This window comes from Streptomyces sp. NPDC029956, assembly GCF_055574655.1.
Window position 1 is genome coordinate 1 of the sequence record NZ_JBVHZJ010000052.1, and the last position, 21172, is coordinate 21172.

15 protein-coding genes and 1 pseudogene are annotated in these 21172 nt (G+C 73.3%); 4 read left to right on the forward strand and 12 right to left on the reverse strand.

Going from position 1 to position 21172, the window contains the following annotated elements; translation table 11 throughout:
* Window positions 1–175: 175 nt before the first annotated feature.
* The 3 genes from ACZ4XX_RS31140 to ACZ4XX_RS31150 all read right to left on the reverse strand — a co-directional run bounded on the left by ACZ4XX_RS31140 (window position 176) and on the right by ACZ4XX_RS31150 (window position 2252).
* Window positions 176–403 carry a hypothetical protein gene (locus ACZ4XX_RS31140; RefSeq protein ID WP_468511208.1) on the reverse strand — a complete coding sequence of 76 codons (228 nt, stop codon included), beginning with the start codon at window positions 401–403 and terminating at the stop codon, window positions 176–178.
* 260 nt (window positions 404–663) lie between these two features.
* Window positions 664–1215 (reverse strand): PLP-dependent lyase/thiolase, encoded by a 552-nt coding sequence (locus tag ACZ4XX_RS31145; RefSeq protein WP_468511209.1) that lies wholly within the window; start codon window positions 1213–1215, stop codon window positions 664–666.
* A gap of 29 nt (window positions 1216–1244) precedes the next feature.
* Complete coding sequence (locus tag ACZ4XX_RS31150) at window positions 1245–2252, reverse strand: hypothetical protein (RefSeq protein WP_468511246.1); 1008 nt, start codon at window positions 2250–2252, stop codon at window positions 1245–1247.
* 578 nt (window positions 2253–2830) lie between these two features.
* On the opposite strand from ACZ4XX_RS31150, the gene ACZ4XX_RS31155 reads away from it, so the two are divergent.
* Window positions 2831–4300 carry a PP2C family protein-serine/threonine phosphatase gene (locus ACZ4XX_RS31155; RefSeq protein WP_468511210.1) on the forward strand — a complete coding sequence of 490 codons (1470 nt, stop codon included), beginning with the start codon at window positions 2831–2833 and terminating at the stop codon, window positions 4298–4300.
* Between the two features lie 274 nt (window positions 4301–4574).
* Here the strand turns inward: ACZ4XX_RS31155 and ACZ4XX_RS31160 are convergent, their stop codons facing one another.
* On the reverse strand, window positions 4575–6068 hold the full coding sequence (locus tag ACZ4XX_RS31160) for a DNA-binding protein NsdB (protein ID WP_468511211.1): 1494 nt from the start codon (window positions 6066–6068) through the stop codon (window positions 4575–4577).
* A gap of 233 nt (window positions 6069–6301) precedes the next feature.
* On the opposite strand from ACZ4XX_RS31160, the gene ACZ4XX_RS31165 reads away from it, so the two are divergent.
* The 3 genes from ACZ4XX_RS31165 to ACZ4XX_RS31175 all read left to right on the forward strand — a co-directional run bounded on the left by ACZ4XX_RS31165 (window position 6302) and on the right by ACZ4XX_RS31175 (window position 12071).
* Window positions 6302–7429 (forward strand): aminoglycoside phosphotransferase family protein, encoded by a 1128-nt coding sequence (locus ACZ4XX_RS31165; RefSeq protein ID WP_468511212.1) that lies wholly within the window; start codon window positions 6302–6304, stop codon window positions 7427–7429.
* A gap of 352 nt (window positions 7430–7781) precedes the next feature.
* Entirely contained in the window at window positions 7782–9713 is a 1932-nt protein-coding gene (locus ACZ4XX_RS31170; RefSeq protein WP_468511247.1) for an N-acetylmuramoyl-L-alanine amidase, read from the forward strand.
* A gap of 159 nt (window positions 9714–9872) precedes the next feature.
* On the forward strand, window positions 9873–12071 hold the full coding sequence (locus ACZ4XX_RS31175; RefSeq protein ID WP_468511213.1) for a terpene synthase family protein: 2199 nt from the start codon (window positions 9873–9875) through the stop codon (window positions 12069–12071).
* A gap of 45 nt (window positions 12072–12116) precedes the next feature.
* On the opposite strand, the gene ACZ4XX_RS31180 is transcribed toward ACZ4XX_RS31175, so the two are convergent.
* From ACZ4XX_RS31180 to ACZ4XX_RS31215, 8 genes and pseudogenes are all read right to left on the reverse strand, one after another.
* Window positions 12117–12482 (reverse strand): RNA-binding S4 domain-containing protein, encoded by a 366-nt coding sequence (locus ACZ4XX_RS31180; protein WP_030314775.1) that lies wholly within the window; start codon window positions 12480–12482, stop codon window positions 12117–12119.
* Window positions 12483–12499: 17 nt separating this feature from the next.
* Entirely contained in the window at window positions 12500–13000 is a 501-nt protein-coding gene (locus ACZ4XX_RS31185) for a hypothetical protein (protein ID WP_024757478.1), read from the reverse strand.
* 56 nt (window positions 13001–13056) lie between these two features.
* Window positions 13057–15861, reverse strand: a complete 2805-nt coding sequence (locus ACZ4XX_RS31190; protein WP_468511248.1) for an ATP-binding protein — start codon at window positions 15859–15861, stop codon at window positions 13057–13059.
* 729 nt (window positions 15862–16590) lie between these two features.
* Window positions 16591–16971: pseudogene (locus tag ACZ4XX_RS31195) on the reverse strand (ACT domain-containing protein); the annotation flags it as partial.
* Window positions 16972–17007: 36 nt separating this feature from the next.
* Window positions 17008–18174 (reverse strand): thiolase domain-containing protein, encoded by a 1167-nt coding sequence (locus ACZ4XX_RS31200; protein WP_468511214.1) that lies wholly within the window; start codon window positions 18172–18174, stop codon window positions 17008–17010.
* Window positions 18167–19234: a thiolase domain-containing protein gene (locus ACZ4XX_RS31205; RefSeq protein ID WP_468511215.1), complete on the reverse strand. Its 1068-nt coding sequence runs from the start codon at window positions 19232–19234 to the stop codon at window positions 18167–18169. The genes ACZ4XX_RS31200 and ACZ4XX_RS31205 overlap by 8 nt, the downstream gene beginning before the upstream one ends.
* Window positions 19231–20193 carry a Zn-ribbon domain-containing OB-fold protein gene (locus tag ACZ4XX_RS31210; RefSeq protein WP_468511216.1) on the reverse strand — a complete coding sequence of 321 codons (963 nt, stop codon included), beginning with the start codon at window positions 20191–20193 and terminating at the stop codon, window positions 19231–19233. The genes ACZ4XX_RS31205 and ACZ4XX_RS31210 overlap by 4 nt, the downstream gene beginning before the upstream one ends.
* Window positions 20194–20345: 152 nt before the next feature.
* A complete protein-coding gene (locus ACZ4XX_RS31215; protein WP_468511217.1) occupies window positions 20346–21155 on the reverse strand; it encodes a crotonase/enoyl-CoA hydratase family protein in 810 nt (269 codons plus the stop codon).
* Between the last annotated feature and the right edge of the window lie 17 nt (window positions 21156–21172).

Here is a 21172-nt window from a genome sequence, read left to right on the forward strand (position 1 = left end):
GTCGCAATCCACACCGAACCCGGAAGGCCCTCACCCGTTCAAGAAGCCTCAGCCGAGACCTGCGTCACCTGTCCACAACCTCCCGGGACAGAACAACTAGGCCCTCCCCGCCTCGGGTGGGAAGGGCCTCGCTCACCGGGTCCCTCCCCACCTCGGGCGGGAAGGCCCTCGACCGCTAGGGACGTCGTGTCAGAGCGGCCTTGATCGCCGGCCACTCCTGGCCCGTGGGCGCGTACGACTCCCTCGCCGTGGCGATGTCCTTGTAGCCGCTCGACGTGACCACGCAGACCACCGGGTCGTCGCCCTCGCGCGGCCCGTGAGCGCGCAGTCCGGCGAGACCGGCGGCGGCGGAGGTCTCACACCAGAGGCCCTGTGCGGCCAACTCCTCACGTGCGGAAGCCATCTGACGATCGGGCACCGTGCGGGCCTCGCCCGCCGAGTCGCGGACGGCGAGGACCCCGCGATGCCGTTCGTCTCGCAGTCGATGGCGTACGCCGTGGTCGGTCCCACGGGGACCCGAGCGACGGGCCTGCCGCTCCGGATCGCCTCGGTCAGGGCGCCGGCCGCGGCGGGCTCGGCGGCGTACATCCGGGGGACGGATGCGGTGATCCCGAGTCGCACGAGTTCCTGGAAGCCCTTGGCCACACCGAAGAGCAACTCCCCTTAACCCGACGGGAGGTGGACTGCGGCCGGTGCGCGGCCGAGGTCGAGGGCGATCTCGTACGCGAGGGTCTTGTAGCCCTCGGGCCCGAAGGGGTGCCCGGTGTGGCCGGTGTCCGTGACGCTGCTGACGCTCTGGAAGCCGAGTTCGTCGACGATCCGCCGCATCAGGGGTCGCACCGAGGCGTACGGAGAGGTCAGCACCGTCGCGCCGTAGGCCCGGAGATGGCTGGCGACGGCGGGCGGTGCGTCCGGGGAGGTGAACACGGCCCAGGGCAGCCCCGCGCGGGCGGCGTACGCGGCGGCGGCCACGCCGTGGTTGCCGGAGGAGGAGACGACGATGCCACGCGCGCCGGAGGCGACGGCGGCGCTGACGGCGACCCTGTTCGGACGGTCCCTGTGGCTCCAGGTCGGATTGCGGGACTCGTCCTTGATCCAGACCCCGTCGGGGAGTTCGACCAGCGCAGTGTTCCCCTCGCCGAGGCCCGGGGCGGCGAGCGGCGGGAGCAGCGGTGCCCAGCGTTCGAGGCCGTGTGCGGCAGGGCGGGTGAACAAGGGCTCCGAGCATCGGCTTCCCTACGGATTCAGTCCGCCATGCGTCTGGTCACTGCGGCCAGTGCCCCGGGCCGGCGGCCCGGGACCCGCTGTCGCAGGGCGATGAGCAGGGGGCCGAGAGCACGGGCCCGCGCCCGGTCGGTGATCCGTTCCCACTGGTGGTGGGCCCGGTCCACGGCTCCTTCGACGTCGGGGGTGTCCGTGCGCTGCCCCAGCGCGAGCCGCGCCTCGGCCGCGGAGAGCCACAGCTCGCAGCTGCGGGCGGGTTCCCCGGCGAGCCGGGCCAGGTCGGCCCGTACCTCGGTCCAGTGGACGGCCTCCGCGGACCGGGGCCCGTGACGGCGCAGGGCCTCGCGCTCCCAGGCCGCTGCCACCGCCGCCGCCTCGCCGTGCCGCCCGGCCGTCGCGGCGGCCAGGATCGCGGGATGCGGGTCCTGCTCCACGACCGGCACGGGAGCGGGGGCGGGTGCCAGGAGGAACGCATCCGGCGCGGCCGCGGCCGCCTGTGCGGCGGACTCCGCGTGGAGCGTGGCGTACGAGAGGCGGGCGCCGGAGCGCAAGAGCTCCGCCCAGGACCGCAGATAGGAGGGGGTGAGGGGCTCGCCCCTGCGCGGGGCGGGGGCCACCCTCCCGTAGAGGGTCGGACCGGGTCCCAGCGAGAGGAGGCCGTGTGCGGTGGTGAGGCGTTCCCATACGGCGGGGTCCGCCGCGAGGTCCGCGACGACGGTCGTGGCGCCGGGGGCACGGGCGGCGAGCTCGGCGGCGAGCCAGTGCCAGGGCAGCGCGGTGTACCGGAGGGTCGCCGGGGTGGTGCGGGCCAGGGCGAGGTGCGGCAGCTGCTGCCTGCGGTCGAGATGGAGCTGCCCCGCGAGGCAGAGCACGAGCGGACCCGGGCTCGCCGCGGCGGCCCGCAGGCGGGTGAGAACGGTCTGCGGGTCGAGCGGATCGGCGAGTTCGACGAGCGTGGCGGTGCCGGTTCCGGTGAGGACCCCGGGCGGCACGGCGGCGAGGGCCGGCAGCACCGACGCGGCGTCCATCGCGCGCCCGCGTCCGGCGGGCGCCGCGGCGAGCAGAAAGGCGGTGCCGATGGCGGCGGTGGCGCCGGTGCCTGGAGCGGCGATTCCTGGAGCACTGATTCCTGGAGCACTGATTCCTGGAGCGCCGGCTCCCGGAACGGCGACTCCCGGAGCGGCAGTACGTGCCTGAGGCATCACGTCCGCCGCGGGAGCGGCGTGCGCCATCGACGGCATTCCCGCCGCTCCCACCACTCCGGTCACTCCTGCCGCTTCCGCCCTACTGGCGCGCATCCCACTCGTCACACCCGTAACTGCCGTACCAGAGGCTCCCGTCGTGCCCGTTCCCGTCCCCGTACCCGCCCCGCCCGTGACCGCCGCGCGCGTGCCCACCGTGCCGATTCCGTCGTCGTTCACCACCCCCGCACCGTAACCCGTCGGGCCCTGGCCGGTAATCGCTGGGCCTTTGACATATGCCGGAAGCACCACCGGATCGAGTGTTGCCAAATCCCTTACGGGCCGTCCCGGGCTGTGCAACAGTCGTATGCGGGCCTCACTTTCACACCTGGCCTGGCCGCACCGCGCCTGTATCGGAGTACGACATGCCGTCCCCACTGTTCGCGGATCACCCCGCCCAGCAGCCGGAGCCGGGCGCGGTGGACGCGCTGATCTCACAGACCCGCCGCCTGCGCGGCGAGCTCGTCGCCGTGCGCCGGGAAGCCGTGGTGAACGACGACGACCCCCAGCAGCGCTGGCAGCGCGCCCTGTGCGACCTCGCCGTTCACCAACTCGACGACCTCGGGGCTCACTTGGGTCAGCTCCGGGCGGGCGTCCCCGAGCAGATCGCCACCGAGGAGCCCGCGGAGACGGTCCCCGACACCTCGCTCCCCACCGCCCCCGGCACCGCGTACGGCGAGATCGCCCCGCAGCGCACCGGCTCCCTGCTCTCCCGCGTCGGCAGCGCCGAGTGGAACCTCCTGACCGACGAGGTCAGCTGGTCCGAAGAGCTGTTCCAGATCTTCGGACGTACGCGCGAGAGCGGGCCGATGTCGCTGGACGAGATGCCCACGATGGTCTTCGTCGAGGACCAGCCCGTCCTCCAGGGGATGGTGACGGACTGCCTGATCGACGGAAAGCCGATCGACGGCGAGTTCCGGATCGTGCGGACCGACGGCTGCGTGCGCACCGTGCACATGACCGGCGAGCCCGTTCTCGACGCCGACGGCTGCACCGCCTCGATGTGGGCCGTGCTCCGCGATGTCAGCGAACTGCGGCGCAGCGAGCGGGCGGTCCGTGAGAGCCGGGACAGCCTGGAGCGCAGCCGCCACATCGAGCAGACCGAGCGACGTGTCGCGGTCGAGCTCCAGGAAGCGGTGCTCCCGCCGTGGCGCGGCTCGCTCCGCTTCGCCCACGACGGCCCCGCCCCGCTCGACGTGGCCGCCCATTACCTCCCGGCCGCCAGCACCGGTCTGATCGGCGGCGACTGGTACGACGCACTGGCCCTGCCCGACGGGGACGCGCTGCTCACCGTCGGTGACCTGACGGGCCACGGGGTCGCCGCGACCTCCTCGATGGCCATGCTCCTCGGCGCGCTGCGCGGCATGGCCGTGGCGGGGATCAGGCCCGCCGCCCTGATGGGTCATCTCAACCAGCTCCTGGAGACCTCCGTACAGCCGGCACTCGGCAGTGCGATGTGCTGCCGCTACGACCCGGTCGCCCAGACACTGAACTGGGCGCAGGCCGGCCACCCCGCCCCGCTGCTGTTCCGCGACGGGACGGGGCACGTCCTCCGGCGACCCGAGGGCGTCCTCCTCGGGGCCACGACCGGTGCCGTGTACGGCGAGGTCGAGACCCGGCTGATCCCCGGTGACCTACTGGTACTGCACACCGACGGACTCACCCGTGGCAGTGGTCCGGACGACGACACGGGCACGCGACGACTGCTCGCGCTCGGCCGGCGGCTCATCGGGGCGCGGGACGCCCAGGACGGTGTGCGCGCGGTGGTCGAGGAGTTCGGCGAGGAGCAGCGCGAGGACGACGCCTGTGTGATGGTGGTCCGGGTCGGACACTGAACCACCGGGCGACGGATCCGGCGCGAGGTGTGTCCTGGGACCGCGACAGCGGCCTTGCGCACCGGCGCGCCACGACGCTGTGGCACGGCAGCACGACCACGGGCGACCGCCCTGTCATCGACAGTCCTGTCGTCGACGACCCTGACCTCGGCAGCCCTGACCTCGTACATCGACAGTCCTTGTCACCGACTGCCGCTCTGCGACGGCCTGTTGACGGCCGCACGCCTCGACCGAGCAGGGGGCTCCCCAACCCGGGCCCCTGCGCTCGGACCCGTCAGGCCTGCCCCGTCCTCGGCCGGTTGACCGGGGACCTCGGCAGAGCCAGCTCGATCTCCTCGCGAAGGTGCTCGATCCTCGCGTAACCCGCGTACTGTCCGGTCAGCCGGTACATCTCGCGGAGCCGGTCCCAGGTGCGGTGGGAGGAGGTCTCCCCCATGGACATGAGGGCGAGCCGGGCGTACCGGTCGGCCTGCTCGGGATCGTCGGCGATGAAGCAGGCCGAGGCCAGCGAGATGTGGTCGAAGAGCTTCGAGCGGTCGTGACCGCCGCGCCGCAGTTCGAGCGCCAGCTTGGCGTGGCGCTGGGCGGGCACGGCCGCGGCCGGGTCGTGTTCCGCCAGGGTGCGGTACGCGAGGGCCTGCATGCCGTGCATGTCGGCCTCGTCGAAGTTCTGCATCCAGCTGGGGTGCTTCTCGTCGCGCCGGTCGGACACGAACAGGTCCTCGGCCTCGCCGAGCGTGCGGCGCATGGCCTGCCCCCGGCCCATCGAGGCCTGTGCCCAGGCCTCGATCGTGTGGAACATGGCCCGGGTCCTGGGCAGGACGCGTTCGCCCGAGCCGTCCTTGGCGAGCTTCATGAGGTCGAGGGCGTCGTCGGGCCTGCCCAGGTGCACCATCTGACGGGCGGCGCGGGACAGCGCCTCGCCGGCCCGCGGCCGGTCGCCGCCCTCACGGGCCGCGTGGGCGGCGATCACGAAGTACTTCTGCGCCGTGGGTTCGAGGCCCACGTCGTGGGACATCCAGCCCGCCAGGACGGCCAGGTTGGCGGCGACGCCCCAGAGGCGTCGTTGAAGGTGGTCGGCGTGGCGGTAGGCGAGCATGCCGCCCACCTCGTTGAGCTGGCCCACCACGGCCTTGCGCTGGAGTCCGCCACCCCGGGAGGCGTCCCAGGCACGGAACACCTCCACCGAGTGCTCCAGCGCCTCGATCTCCTCCGACCCGATGGGGGCGGCCTCGTAGCGGTCGAACCCAGCGGGGTCGGCGTGGAGGGGATCGGTGGCCCGTTGGGGGGTTCCCTGGCGAGCGGGGTCGGTCTGCAGCCAGTCGTGCATGGCATTGCTGAGTACGGAGCCGGCGGCAAGCGCGGCACCCGCGCCCACCAGGCCGCGTCGGTTGAGCATGAGGTCCATTCCCGTGAATTCGGTGAGGACCGCCGCCGTACGATCGGGTGCCCAGGGCAGCCCGTCAGGGTTCTCCGTCTTCCTGACGTCCTGCCGCTTTCCGCTGCGCCCGTGTCGTACGAACCCGAGGTCCTCGATGGTCACGACACGGCCGAGTCGCTCGGTGAACAGTGCTGCCAGCACCCGGGGGACGGGATCGCGCGGGGTCTCGCCCCGGTCGATCCACCTCCGCACCCGCGAGGTGTCGGTCGCCAGCTGGGGGTGGCCCATGGCCGCCGCCTGCCGGTTGACGAGTCTCGCGAGTTCGCCCTTGGACCATCCGGCCAGGCCGAACAGGTCTGCCAGGCGGGTGTTGGTTTGTCCGGTCACGTCTAAGCCCCCAGGTTCTCGGCTGAGTTGACAGTAGCCCTCTGTCATAGGCCTGGCGACAATTCGCCAGGCTTCGCCAGGGTGCGCGAGATGTTCCGCCACCCGCGCCCGGGTGTCAGGTAGGAACGCGCCACCCCGCCCCGCCGACCGGCCCTCATTCCCCAGGGTGCGGACCGGGGGCGGGCGGGGCGACGCACGCAACTCGTCGGCACACGAAGGGATCTGTCACCTCCATGTACACAGCATCGTCCTCCGTGTCCGCCCCGCCCCGGCCGCAGCACCGCATCGTCCCGACCGGCGCCGGACCCTACCTCGCTCCCGCCCCGCAGGCCGTACGGCCGAGGCGCTGGGTGGCCGGCACGGGTACCCAGCCGATCAGCGGAAGAATCGATCTGTCCGGCCCCCAGGGGGCGCAGCTGAAGATCGCGATCGCCTCCGTCCACCGCATCTGCCCGGAGTTCAACCCGGTCCAGGTGCTGCGGCGCAGCGGGCGTTCCGTACTGATCGTCGGAACGACCGGGCGGACCACGGCGGTCGCTAAGTGTTTACTGGACCACTCCCCCGCGTGGGTCGAGCGGTTCCGGCACGAGATAGCTTCCTACCGCTCCTTCGTCCGCCACCGTCCGCCGGTGCGGGCACCGCGGCTGATCGCGGCCGACCCGGAGAACTGCGCGCTGGTGATCGAGCGGATGCCCGGACGGGCGGCGGCGCTCTCGCGCCACCCCGTCGAGGCTCCGCCCCGCGCCGATGTGCGGGCCGCGCTCGGCGCGATCGCCCGGCTCAACGCGTGGCGGCCGCCGGCCGGGACGTTCGACGCGCCGCTGGACTACGGCACCCGGATCGCCCGGTACCACGAGCTCGGTCTCTTCACCGACCGGGACCGTGACGACCTGCAGAAGCTGCTGCACGGTCTGGCGCACGCGGGTGGCCGCCAGGGCATGGGCCAGTTCTGTCACGGTGACGCCCTGCTCTCCAACATCCTCCTCTCCCCCGCCGGACCGGTCCTCGTCGACTGGGAGCACGCCGGCTGGTACCTGCCCGGCTACGACCTGGCGACCCTCTGGGCGGTGCTCGCTGACGCGCCGCTCGCCCGGCGCCAGATCAGTCAGCTCGCCCAGCAGGCGGGCCCGGCCTCCCGGGACGCCTTCCTGGTGAACCTGATGATCGTCCTGACGCGGGAGATCAGGACCTACGAGACGGCGGTGCAGCGCACCATGAAGGAGGCTCCGCCGGCCGGTTCCGTACCGATGCCCACGGGCGCGCTCGCCCCCGGTGAGGAACAGCGGCTGCTCCTGAGGCGGCTGCACGACGACTGCGCCATGGCACGGCGGGCCGTGCGCGCGGCGGTCGGGACGCGCTGAACGGCGGGCCCGACCGACGACACGGGGGGGGTGCGCCGTGCGCCCGGTGCCGACACACCGGGACGCGGCGCACTGGCATCTCCGCCCCGGCCGGGGGCGAGCCAATGGTCCACTCCACTGACGCGTCCCAGGCCCGGGACCCGTCTCCGCGAAACTCCGCCCGATGGCCTCCATTCCCGCTCTGACGTGGGAACTTCGCGGCGCGTGTGCGTGATTGACGGATCGTCCGGAAGCCGATACCCCTGTACGGGTTCGGCCCCGCACGCCCCGGTGTCACCCCCCGCCCCTGGAGGCTGCCTTGCTCCGTTCCGCGTCCCTCGGACGTACACCGTCACGTCGTCTGCCGAGGAGTCTGGGCGCCCTCGCGTCCGCGGCCCTGTTGCTCCCGCTGTTGTCCGCCGCCCCGCCGGCCGGTGCCGAGGTGCCCGAGGCGGGTGTCCTCCAGGACCAGTTCGCGCGGGCGGCCGCGCGCCACGGCGTACCGGAGAGTGTGCTGCTCGCCGTCTCGTACCTGCAGTCGCGCTGGGACGCCCACGGTGGTGCGCCCAGTGTCACCGGCGGCTACGGGCCGATGCATCTGACGGACGCGGTGACGGCGCTGGCCGAGACGCCTCCGCACCACTCGGACGGTACGGAGGACGCACGCGGCGACTCCTCGCGCGCCGTGCGCACCGGCGACCGGGCGCCCGAGCCCGCCGCCCTCCCGGCCGCGGGCTCGCTGCCCGCGCGGCTGCGCACCCTGGAACGCGCGTCCGCCCTGTCCGGGATTCCGGCCGAGGAGCTCCGGACCCGTACGGCCGCGAACATCGAGGGCGGGGCGGCACTCCTCGCCGCCGCGCAGCGGGAGTCCGGTCGTGCGGCGAGCGCGGACCCGGCCGACTGGTACGGGGCGGTGGCGCGGTACTCGGGCGCCGACGACTCGGCGACGGCCGCCAGGTACGCGGACGACGTGTTCGAGGTGATCCGGTCCGGCGAGTCACGGACGACGGACAGCGGCCAGGTGGTGCGGCTCGTGGCCGCCCCGGCGGTCGCGCCCGAGACCGCGCAGCTCGCGGGTCTCGGCCTGCGCCGGCCCGCCGACGGCCCGGTGGAGTGTCCGCGCACGGTCGCCTGCGAGTGGATCCCGGCGCCGTACGAGGAGTTCGGCGACGGTGACTACGGCAACCACGACAAGGCGAACCGGCCCGTCTCCCAGTCGATCGACTACATCGTCGTCCATGACACCGAGGCCACCTGGGACGTCACCCTGAAGCTGGTACAGGATCCGACGTACGTGTCGTGGCAGTACTCGCTGCGCTCCTCCGACGGGCACGTCGCCCAGCACCTGGCGCTCGAGGACGTCGGCTGGCACGCGGGCAACTGGTTCGTGAACGCCAAGTCCGTGGGCCTTGAGCACGAGGGTTTCCTCACCGCGCCGGACTCCTGGTACACGGAGGCGATGTACCGGTCGTCGGCACGCCTCGTGCGGTATCTCGCCGCCCGGTACGACATCCCGCTCGACCGGCAGCACATCCTGGGGCACGACAACGTGCCGGGGACGGTGACGTCCACGATCCGGGGCATGCACACGGACCCGGGGCCGTACTGGGACTGGGCGCACTACTTCACGCTGCTCGGCCGGCCGATCACGCCGAGCGCCGGTCCCCGTGCCGGTGTGGTGACGATCCGGCCGGACTTCGGGTCCCACAGGCCGGTCTACACGGGCTGTGTCACGGCCGGCGAGGCGTGCGCGCCGCACGGCAGCGGTGCGGTGCGCCTGCACACCGGGCCGAGCGCCGACGCGCCCCTGGTGAAGGACATCGGCCTGCGGCCGGACGGGCAGGACTCGACCACCGGGGTCAACGACACCGGGGCGCGCGCCTCGACCGGGCAGAGCTACGCGGTGGCGGAGCGCCGGGGCGACTGGACGGCGGTCTGGTACCTCGGGCAGAAGGCCTGGTTCCACAATCCGGCGAAGGAGCCGGCCGCCGTGAACGCGCGGGGGCTCGTCCTGACGCCCCGCGAGGGGCTGGCGTCGGTGCCGGTGTACGGGCGGGCGTATCCGGAGGCCTCGGCGTATCCGGCGGGTGTGCCGGTGCAGGCGGTGTCACCGCTGCCGTACCAGCTGCTCGCGGGTCAGCGGTACGTGGTGGGCGGCAGGACCCCGGGCGAGTACTACTTCGCGCCGGTGTTCGACAGCAGTGGCCACACGGTCGTCCGAGGTCAGGATCAGTACTTCCAGATCCAGTTCGGCCATCGGGTGGCCTTTGTGAAGGCCGCTGACGTGCGGGTTTCCTCGTCCTGACGGGCGTCTGGCCGAAAGCCTCGGGGTGGTGCCGGACGAACGATCCGGCACCACCCCTTCGGCGTTCATAGGACTATTCGGGAGATCGCGTGCGCCGTACGGGCTACGGGTAAAGGTGGGCCGGACACAGCCCATGCTCACCGGAAGGCCCCCCAGCAGATGCCTCAGCCCTTCGTTATGCCGGATTTCTATGTTCCGTATCCGGCGCGGCTCAATCCCCATGTGGAGGCCGCCCGCACGCACACCCGTGACTGGGCGCGGGAGATGGGGATGCTGGAGGGTTCGGGGGTCTGGGAGCAGCACGACCTCGACTCGCACGACTACGCGCTGCTCTGCTCGTACACCCATCCCGACTGCGGCGAGGACGCCCTCGACCTCGTCACCGACTGGTACACCTGGGTCTTCTTCTTCGACGACCACTTCCTGGAGATCTTCAAGCGGCCACAGGACCGGGCGGGCGGCAAGACGTACCTGGACCGGTTGCCGCTGTTCATGCCGGCGGACCCCGCGGCGGGCATGCCCGAGCCCACCAACCCCGTCGAGGCGGGGCTCGCCGACCTGTGGCGGCGGACCGTCCCCTCGATGTCGGAGGGCTGGCGCGTGCGCTTCGCGGAGGCGACGGAGCACCTGCTGTACGAGTCGCTCTGGGAGCTCGACAACATCAACGACGGGCGGATCGCCAACCCCGTCGAGTACATCGAGATGCGGCGCAAGGTGGGCGGCGCGCCCTGGTCGGCGGGGCTCGTCGAGTACGCGGCGGGGGCTGAGGTCCCGGCCCAGGTGGCGTACTCCCGGCCGCTGCGGGTGCTCAGGGACGCCTTCTCGGACGCCGTCCATCTGCGCAACGACCTCTTCTCGTACCAGCGCGAGGTGGAGGACGAGGGCGAGAACAGCAACGGCGTGCTCGTCCTGGAGAAGTTCCTCGGCTGCACGACCCAGGAGGCGGCGGACGCCGTCAACGACCTGCTGACCTCACGGCTCCAGCAGTTCGAGAACACGGCCCTCACCGAAGTACCGCTGCTCGCCGCCGAGAAGGGCCTCGACGCGGCCGAGTGCGCCGCCGTCGCGGCGTACGCGAAGGGGCTGCAGGACTGGCAGTCCGGCGGCCACGAGTGGCACATGCGCTCCAGCCGGTACATGAACGAGGGCATGGTCGGCGGCCCTTCGCACCTCGAAGGGGTCCTCGGCACCTCGGCCCTCGACATCCGCACCCTCTTCGGGCGCCCGGCGGCATCGCGACTGCGCGCGCTCACCCACGTGCCCCACCAGCGGGTGGGGCCGTCGCTGCTGCCCGAGTTCGACCTGCCGTACCCGCTCAGCGTCAGCCCGCACCACGCCGAGGCGGGCCGGCTGTCGCTCGACTGGGCCGAACGGTTCGGGCTCCTGGACGACATCTGGGACCGGCCGATGGCCGAGGGCTTCGACCTGGCCCTGTGCTCGGCCGGGCTCGACCCGGACGCCACCCTGGAGGAGCTGGAGCTCAGCGCCGAGTGGCTGACCTGGGGCACCTACGGGGACGACTACTATCCCGCCGTCTTCGGCCGCTCGCGGAACCTGCTGGGGGCGAAGGAGCAGACCGAGCGGTTCAAGTCCTGTATGCCGGTGGCCGATCCGGCCGCCGGGGCGGCGCTCGCCGTGAACCCGATGGAGCGCTCGCTCGCCGACCTCTGGGCCCGGACCGCGGGTCCCATGACGGTGGAGGCCCGCACCCAACTGCGGTACGCGCTCGACGTCATGCTGGACAGCTGGCTGTGGGAGCTGCACAACCAGGCGCAGCACCGGGTTCCCGACCCGGTCGACTACATCGAGATGCGCCGCAGCACCTTCGGCTCCGAACTGACCACGCTGATGTGCCGGTTGCGGCACGACGACGTGCTGCCGCCGGAGCTGTACCGCTCCGGGACGGTGCGCGCCCTGGAGAACGCGGTCATGGACTACGGGACGCTGATCAACGACCTCTTCTCGTACCAGAAGGAGATCGAGGTCGAGGGCGAGGTGCACAACGGCGTTCTGGTGCTCCAGAAGTTCTTCGACTGCGACTACCCGACGGCGGTGGCCATGGTGGACGACCTGATGCGGGGCCGACTGCGTCAGTACGAGCACCTCAAGGCGCGTGAAGTCCCCTTGATGTACGAGGACTTCGGGCTCGACACAGCGGGGCGCGCCGCCTTCGAGGCCTATCTGCGGGAGTTGGAGGACTGGCTCGCGGGCATCCTGAACTGGCACCGGAAGGTGCGGCGTTACGCGGCGGAGGACGTGCACACGGGCAGCGGTACGGCGTTGCTGCGGCGGGGGCCGACCGGTCTCGGCACCTCGGCGGCCCGGATCGCGGATCTCCTCGGGCCGGTCAGGGTCTGAGGCGGAGGGTGGAGCGGCCGCACGGGCCGCTCCACGCGTCGGCGATCAGCTGTGGCGGCCGCGCAGCTCGTCGAGTTCGCGGCGGTCGCGCTTGGTGGGGCGTCCGGCGCCCCGGTCGCGCACGGCGGCGACGGCCACATGCTCGCGCGGCGGCGGGGGCGGGCTGTTGTCCACGTACGCCTCGACGGCGACCGGTGGGCCGACCCGCTTGGTGTGGAGTTCCTTGACCTCGACGATCCGTTCCCGTCCGCCGTGGAAGACCCGGACCTCGTCGCCGGGTTTCACCGCCTGGGCGGGCTTGGCCCGTTCGCCGTTGACCTTGACGTGTCCGGCCCGGCAGGCCGCGGCGGCCTGGGCGCGGGTCTTGGTGAGGCGGACCGCCCAGATCCAGCTGTCGACGCGTGCGCTCATCGGCCCCCGCTCCCCCGTCAGCCCTGCTGGAACAGCTCGGCGGGCAGCGGCTTGAGCAGCGCGTACAGGTCGTCGGTGATCGGCCGGTCCCAACTGGCGATCGTGACGAGGACGTTGTCGCTGCGGTCGAACTGGACGCAGGAGATACGGCTCTCGGAGAGCTTGAGCCGACGGACGATCAGGAGGTTGTCGCCCTGCATCACGGGGACGTCCTCGGTGTCGAGGACCTCGACCGGCTCGTCGTTCTCGAGGGCGGCGAGGAGCTGGGCCACCTCGAAGGGGATCTGGCCGTCGGCGAGCTCGCGGGCCGGGGAGCCCTCGGGCAGGTTGCCGATGATCATCGCGGGGCCGCGTCCGCCGAACAGGTCGTACCGGAGGAAGACGCCCTGGCAGGAGCCGTCGGGAGCGGGCAGCAGGCCGGCGCCGAGATTGCCGGGCCAGTCCCCCGGGTCCATGGCCAGGACATCGAAGTCCGGGCCCGCGGGAGTGGCGGCGCTGCGGCGGCGGAGGAAGGACATACGGCCATGGTACGTGCCCCGGCGCACGATGCGACGCGCCGGGCGGCTCCGGGCGGTCAGTCCTGTCCGGCGATGTCCCGGGGCTCCCGTCCGGTGTTCCTGAGGGCCTGCGCGAGGCCCGTCCGGTCGGTGCCGAGCTTGCGGTAGACGGCCGAGAGGAGCCGGGCCACGGTGGGGGCGTCGACACCGAGGACGGCGGCCGCGTCCTGGTCGCGGACGGTGAGATCGGCGGCCGCGCGCTCACGGGCGGTGAGCGTGTCCGTGCCCGCGGGGTGGAGCGCCCGCGGGCGGAGTCCGGCCGCCGCGAGCTCGGCGCGGGCCACCTCGGCCAAGGCGTCGGCACCGCAGTCCTGGGCGGCCTCCAGACCCCGGTAGAGGTGCTCGGCGGCCTCCCCGGCGCGTTCGGTGCGCCGCAGGGCCGCGCCGAGGGCGACGAGGGAGCGGGCCAGCTCGTACGCGGCGGGTGACTGGTCGAGCCAGTCGACGGACTCCTCCAGGAGCTTCACGCGGTCGGCGGGCTCGGACACCTCGGCGGTCACGCGGAGCGCCTGGCCGATCGCGGAGGGCGCCCCGTACTGGCGGGCGCGGGCGACGGCCTCGTGGGCGGTGGCCAGGGCCTTCGCCGGGGAGGTGGCCGCCTCGGCGAGCGCGAGATGGAGCTGCCAGGGGCAGCAGGAGGGGTTGCGCTTGCCCCGCGGGTCGAGGCGCCTGCCGACGGCGGCCAGCTCCTCGGCGGCCTCCTTGGTGCGGCCGGTGGCGAGCAGCAGTTCGGCGTGCACGGTCTCGCAGTCGGGGATGGTGACGGCGGCGGGGAACGGCTCGCCGAAGTCGTGCTCGCGGGCGACCTGCACGGCCTCCTCCGTACGGCCGCGGGCGATGAGGACCTCGATCATGACTCCGGTGGCGTACCAGAGGGCCGGAGTGCGGGCGCCGACGCGCTCGGCGAGGCGGAGTCCGGCGCGGGCGAAGTCCTCGGCCTCCATCAGGCGGCCGCGCCGGAAGCGGATGTAGCCGATGAGGGTGTAAGCGAAGGCGAGGTGCGCCCCGCGCCAGCCCTGCTTCTCGAATTCGGCGGTTCCGGCGGCGAAGAGTTCCTCGGCGCGGCCGGGCCGGTCGGCGTAGAGGTGGAGCAGGGCCACGAGAACCGGCACCTCGAAGCCCCGGCTCTCGTCGGCCCAGGTGAGACCGCCTTCGAGGGCTCGTTCGGCGTCCTTGAGGGCGGTGGCGGCGGGTTCGGCGCGCAGGGTGGCGTCCCAGGCGCGCAGGCCGATGATGTACCGCTCGGTGACGTCGCGGCCGGCGAGCCGGTCCGCGAGCGCCGCGAGGCGCCGGGACCGGGCGGGTGACTCCGGTTCGTCGGCGCGCAGGGCGTCCCACATGAACTTCTCGGCCTGCATCCGCAGTCGGCTGCGGGCGTCGGTCGCCTTCCGGGCCTCCTCGCCGAGGAGCTCGGAGGCCTCGACGAGCCGGTCGCTGTGGGCGAGGACCTGGGCGAGGCGGTAGACGATGCCGTGGCGGAGCGCCGGGTCGCTGACCGGCTCCTCGAGTGCGGCTCGCAGATGGTTGACGGTGGTGGCGGGCTCGGTGAGGAGCGAGGAGCAGCCGAGTTCGAAGAGGACGGCGGCCCGGTCGTCGGGGGCGGGCGGTTCGCGCAGGGCGCGGGCGAGGAAGCGGCGGGCCGCGTCGGGGGCTCCGGCGCGGAGGTTCTCGCCGGCGGCGGCGCGCAGCTGGCCGACGACCCAGGGGTCGCCCTCGGGGTGGGTCTCCAGGAGGTGGCGGGCGGCCGCGGTGGGGCCGAGCCCGGCGTCGACGACGCACATGGCGGCCTGGCCGTGCAGGGCGACGCGGGTGGCGTCCGGGATGGACCGGTAGACGGTGGTCGCGATGAGCGGGTGGACGAACTGGAGCGGGTCGTCGGCCTCTTCGGCCTCGGCGAGGACGCGCGCCTCGCGGAGCCGGGCGGCGCAGTCGGCGACGGCCTCGCCGCCGAGAGCGGCGACGGCGCCCGCGAGCTGGGGTGAGATCTCGGTGCCGAGGACGGCGCAGGCCCAGGCGAGGCGGACGGTGGCGGGGCCGAGTCGTTCGAGCCGGGTGACGAGGCCGCTGCCCTTCAGGGCGGCGGAGAGGTCGGGGAGTTCGTGGGCGCCGTCGGCGGTGGGTTCGAGGCCGCGGTCGCGGACCTTGGCGGCGAGTTCGACCGCTTCGAAGGGGTTGCCGGCGGTGACGGACCAGAAGTCGCGGCAGAAGCTGTCGTCGGCGTGGGCGCCGACACGGTCGCGGACGAGCCGGGCCACGGCGGACGAGGTGAGCGGCGCGAGGTCGAGGGGCCGCTGACCGGACCGGCGTCCGGTGAACTCAACTCCCTCCAGGGGGAGTTCGTCGGGGCGATAGGCGACGACGAGGAGCATGGGCAGTTCCTCGGCGCGCGGGGCGAACGCGGCGAGCCAGCCGAGGGACTCGGGGTCGGCCCAGTGGACGTCGTCCAGGACGACGACGAGGGGCGCCCTGCGTACGGCGAGATGCGTGAGGACCCAGTCGAGCCCGTCGCGCAGACCCTGCGGGTCGGGCGGAGACCCTTCGGCGGAGGCGCGGAGTCCGAGGGCGGGGCCGACGATGTCGTACCAGGAGCCGAGACGTTCGCGCAGTTCGGCGTCGGAGGCGTGGGCCAGCTGCGGCTGGAGGAGCTGCCGTGCGACATGGAACGCGACCCGCTGCTCCTGGTCGCCGCCGCGTGCGGACAGCACCGTGCAGCCGCGGGCGCCGGCGCGGCGCCGGATCTCGGTGAGCAGGGTGGTCTTGCCGAGGCCTGCGGGGGCGGCGTAGGCCAGGATGCCGCCCCGGCGGACGACTTGGGGACGCAGGGAGGACGCGTCACCCGCGTCGAGTGCGGAGGTGAGCGCGGAAGCGGGGCCGGGGCGGGGCTCCGGGGTCGGCGCGGAGCCGGCGTCGGGCACGGGGCGGAGGCCGGTCCGGCCGCCGGGGACCCGGTCGTGATCGGTCGGCGTGGGCCGCGGGCCGGTGGCCGGATCGGCGTCCTGGGCGGATGTCCGGGCGGGGACGGCGACCAGGTGAGGGCCCCGCGTCTCGCGCGGTGAGGGTACGACGACCGGCCACGGCGGCTCGTCCGCCAGACCGGTCAGGAGGTCGAGCGCCTCCTCGGCCGCGGTGAGCGCCGCCTCGCGCTCGAAGAGGCCGGCTCCCTGACGGGCCGACCCGCCGTCCTGACGTGCCACGTTCCACCCCCACACAGGGGGCGCGCGCCCGGCGCACGGTCAGGAGTGCCGAACGGGAAGCCCCGCGAAAGTCCCAGCGTACGCCCGAAGGAGTGAGCTGGGACGGTCAAACGGCCAAGCAAAATACCGTCGTGTCGCACATGGCATATTCGCCTCGACGCAGCGCGGTGGGGAGCATCTTCGCCGGGGCCGTCGAGGCCTCTTCCGTCAAGGTCAGGCCGGTGTTGACGGACTGGACGACGTGCCGCTCCCGGGCCGTGGAGGCGAAGCCGAACGTCCGGTATCCGACGGTCTCGCCCCGATGCCCCACGCCCGGCCCCAGGGGCGGGCCCGAGCGTCGCCGATGCCGCCTTCCGTGAGCCGTTCGAGGACGGCCAGCGCCTCCTGCGCGCGTGCGTGTTCCACGAAGAGGTGGTCGTGGTGGAAGCCCGCCACCACGTTGCAGCTGAGTCCCGCGCCGGCGAGCGCCCCGGCGACGGCTGCCGTCAGCCCGACGGCGTCGAGTGCCGAGTGCACGCGCAGCGTGATCCGGCCCGCCACGTAGTCGTACGGGAGGGCGGCGGCGTCCGCCTCCTCCTGGCGTACGACGAGGGTGAGGCCCTCGTCCTCGGTGACGGTGACCACCGGGACGACCCCGGCCGGGGCGGGGCCGTCCACCGTGGTGAAGACGTAGCGGCCGGGGTCGAGCTCCGGCCGCATCCCGGTGAGCAGCCGGGTCAGGTCGCGTTCCGCGTTCATGGCCGCCAGGGTAGGCGCCCGGCCCGGCGGTGCGGCTCAGCCGGTGGGCGGGGTGTCTCCCACGAGCCACATGGAGAAGAACTGGGCGCCGCCTCCGTAGGCGTGTCCGAGGGCCCGGTGGGCGCCGTCGACCTGGTGCTCGCCCGCCTCGCCCCGTACCTGGAGCGCGGCCTCGGCGAAGCGGATCATCCCGGAGGCTCCGATGGGGTTGGTGGAGAGCACCCCGCCGGAGGGGTTCACGGGCAGGTCGCCGTCGAGTTCGGTCACGCCCGCCTCGGTGAGCTTCCAGCCCTCGCCCTCGTCCGCGAAGCCGAGGTTCTCCAGCCACATCGGCTCGTACCAGGAGAACGGCACGTACATCTCGACGGCGTCGATCTCCCTCCGGGGGTCGGTGATGCCGGCCTGCCGGTAGACGTCGGCGGCGCAGTCCCGGCCCGCCTGCGGCGAGACGAAGTCCTTGCCGGCGAACAGGGTCGGTTCGCTGCGCATCGCGCCGCCGTGCACCCAGGCGGGCGGGCGGGGCGAACGGGCCGCGCCCGTCCGGTCGGTGAGGACCATCGCGCAGGCGCCGTCCGAGGAGGGGCAGGTCTCGGAGTAGCGGATCGGGTCCCAGAGCATCGGGGAGGCCTGCACCTTCTCCAGGGTGAGGTCGTGCTCGTGGAGATGGGCGTACGGGTTCCTGAGCGCGTTGCGCCGGTCCTTGTACGCGACGAGGGAGCCGATCGCGTCGGGCGCGCCGGTCCGCCGCATGTACGCGCGCACGTGCGGGGCGAAGAAGCCGCCGGCGCCGGCGAGCAGCGGCTGCTGGAAGGGGACGGGCAGGGAGAGGCCCCACATGGCGTTGGACTCGGACTGCTTCTCGAACGCCAGGGTGAGGACGGTCCGGTGGACGCGGGCGGCGACCAGGTTGGCGGCGACGAGTGCGGTGGAGCCGCCGACGGAGCCCGCCGTGTGCACGCGGAGCATGGGTTTGCCGACCGCTCCGAGCGCGTCGGCGAGGTACAGCTCCGGCATCATCACGCCCTCGAAGAAGTCGGGCGCCTTGCCGATGACGACGGCGTCGATGTCCGCCCAGGTCAGCTCCGCGTCCTCCAGGGCGCGGACGGCGGCCTCGCGGACGAGTCCGGCGATCGACACGTCCCTGCGTGCGGCGACGTGCTTGGTCTGGCCTATGCCGACGACGGCGACTGGCTCTCTAGACACGGTTCTCCCCTTCCAGGACGGCGACCAGGTTCTGCTGGAGGCAGGGCCCCGAGGTGGCGTGGGCGAGGGCGCGGTCGGAGTCGCCCCGGTGGATGCGGGCGGCGGCCTCGCCGAGCCGGATGAGGCCGGCGGCCATGACGGGGTTGGCGGCGAGCGCTCCGCCGGACGGGTTGACCCTCACGCTCTCGTCGAGGTCGAGGGCCCGGCGGAGGACGACCTCCTGGGAGGTGAAGGGCGCGTGGAGTTCGGCGGTGTCGACGGGTGCCTCGAAGGCTCCGGCGCGTTCGGCGGCGAGGCGGGTGGACGGCGAGTCGGTGAGGTCGCGGACGCCGAGGGAGTGGGCCTCGATGCGGTGGTCCATGCCCCTGATCCAGGCGGGACGGGCGCAGAGTTCGCGCGCGCGGTCGCCGACGGCCAGGATCACGGCGGCGGCGCCGTCGCCGATGGGCGGGCAGTCGCCGGTGCGCAGCGGTTGGACGAGGTACTCGCCCTGCGGGCGGGCGCCGGGCAGCTGGGCGTGGGGGTTCGCGGTGGCGTCCTCGCGGCTGCGGGCGGCGATCGCGGCGAGGGCGGGTTCGTCGGTGGCGCCCGCGTCGACGAGCGCCTGCGCCTGCAGGGCGGCGAGGGCGACCGAGTCGGGCCAGAGCGGGGCCAGGTAGTACGGGTCGAGCTGGCGGGTGAGGACGTCGCGGACGGAGCCGGGCGAGGACTTCCCGTAGGAGTAGACGAGGGCGGTGTCGGCCTCGCCGGTGAGGAGCTTCACCCAGGCCTCGTACAGCGCCCAGGCGCCGTCCGTCTCGACGTGGGACTCGGAGATCGGCGGCCAGGCGCCGACGCCGTCGAGGGCCATCGTGAAGGAGAAGGCGCGGCCGGCCAGGTAGTCGGAGGAGCCGGAGCAGGTGAAGCCGATGTCGGAGGTCCTGAGGCCGGTCTGCCGCAGGACGTCGTGCAGGACGGGCATGACCATCTCGACCTCGGAGAGGTCGTCGGTGCGTCGGCGGTGGTCGCTCTGGGCGAAGGCGACGATCGCCACCTCTCGGTCCGGCCGGTGCGGCGTCACAGCAGCTCCTTGTAGGTGTCGTAGTCGGCGTCGGGCTCGCCGGTGGGCCGGTAGTGGTCGGGGTAGCGGCCGTCCTCGCTCCACACGGGTTCGACGCGCAGGCCCATGCGGACCTGGTCGTACGGGATGCCGCCGATGCGGCCGTGGAGGGCGAGCCCGGCGCCGTCGAGGGCGATGTGGGCGTAGACGTACGGCACCTCGATGTCGAGATTCGCCGTATGCGCAGCCTTGATGTTGACGATGCAGTACGTGGTGACGGTGCCGCGCGGTCCGACCTCGACCTGGTCGGTGGTGGCGACTCCGCAGGTGGGGCAGGCGCCGCGGGGCGGCACGTACACCTTGGCGCAGGAGGGGCAGCGCTCGCCGACGGTCCGGCGCTCGGCGAGGCCGTGCAGGTAACGGGTCTGGGCGCGGCCGGGGCTGTAGGTGTAGTCGAGGCGGGCGGCGGCGACGATGCCGGTGACGGGGTCGGTGAACCGGCCGTCATGGGCGCCCGGTTCGGCCACGGGATCGCTGTCGTACGGTTCGAGGCACGCGATGTCCGTGATGGCACCGGAGCGTTCGGCGGCCCAGCGGATCCGGACCCGCATGCCGGTGCGGACGGCTTCGGGGCCGGGGGCGTCGAGGGCGTGCAGGAGGGCGGTGTCGGCGCCGTCGAGGCGGACGAGGACCCAGGCGAAGGGGGTCGCGAGGGGCTGCCCGGGGCGGGGCGCGGGGTTCCAGGCCCAGGTGGTGACGGTGCCGGTGGCGGCGACCTCGACGAGGTCGCGGAGCTCGGCGGCGGTGGCGGGGTCGTACTCGACGGGCGGGACGAGGACCTCACCTGTCTCGGTGCGGACGCCGAGGACGGTCCGTTCGCGAAGGCCGGTGAGGAAGGCGGACTGGACGGGGCCGAGGGAGCGGGTGAAGGGGAATTCGACGACGAGGGGAGCGCGGAGCGTCTCCGACGGGGCTGTCATGCGGGCTCCTTGGTGGCGGTCGGTGATGGATGCGGCCGGGGGCCGCTGCGCGGGCCGTTTCCCCACCCCGCCCTTCCCGGGCCGGGGCTCTGCCCCGGGCCCCGCGCCTCGGGCGCCGTCGGGGCCGGTCGTTCGGCGGGGTGGGGGGCGGGTCACTCCCGCCGGTACTCCGGCGTCCTCTTCTCCGCGAACGCCCTCGCCCCCTCCTTCGCGTCCGCCGTGTCGAAGATCGGCCAGCCCCGCTTCAGTTCGGCGGCCAGCCCCTCCGTCTCCGTCATCTCGGCGGTCTCGTAGACGGAGGCCTTCACCGCCTCGACGGCGAGCGGCCCGCACGCGTTGATCCGCTCGGCGATGTCGAGGGCCGCGTCGAGGGCGGTGCCGTCGGGGACGACCCGGCCGACGAGGCCGATCCTGGCGGCCTCGTCCGCCGAGTACGGGCGGCCCGTGAGGAGCATTTCGAGGGCGTGGGTACGGGCGATCTGCCGGGGCAGGCGGACGGTGGAGCCGCCGATCGGGAAGAGCCCGCGCCGGACCTCGAAGAGCCCGAACGTCGCCGAGGCGGCCGCGACCCGGATGTCGGTGCCCTGGAGGATCTCCGTGCCGCCTGCGACGCAGTAGCCCTCGACCGCGGCGATGACGGGCTTGCGGGGGCGGTGGTGGCGCAGCATCGCCTTCCAGTGCAGATCGGGGTCGGCCGTGAGCCGGTCCCGGTACTGCTCGCCCTCCATCCCCTTGCCGGCCAGGGCCTTGAGGTCCATGCCCGCGCAGAAGGCGCCGCCGGCGCCGGTGAGGACGACGGAGCGGATGCCGTCGTCGGCGTCGGCCTCCAGCCAGCCGTCGTAGAGGCCGACGAGCATCGGCAGCGAGAGCGCGTTCTTCGCCTCGGGCCGGTTCAAGGTGAGGACGAGCGTGGCGCCTTCGCGCCGTACGCCGAGGTGTTCGGTGCCACCAGTGCCACCCATGGGGGTCTCCCGTCTCC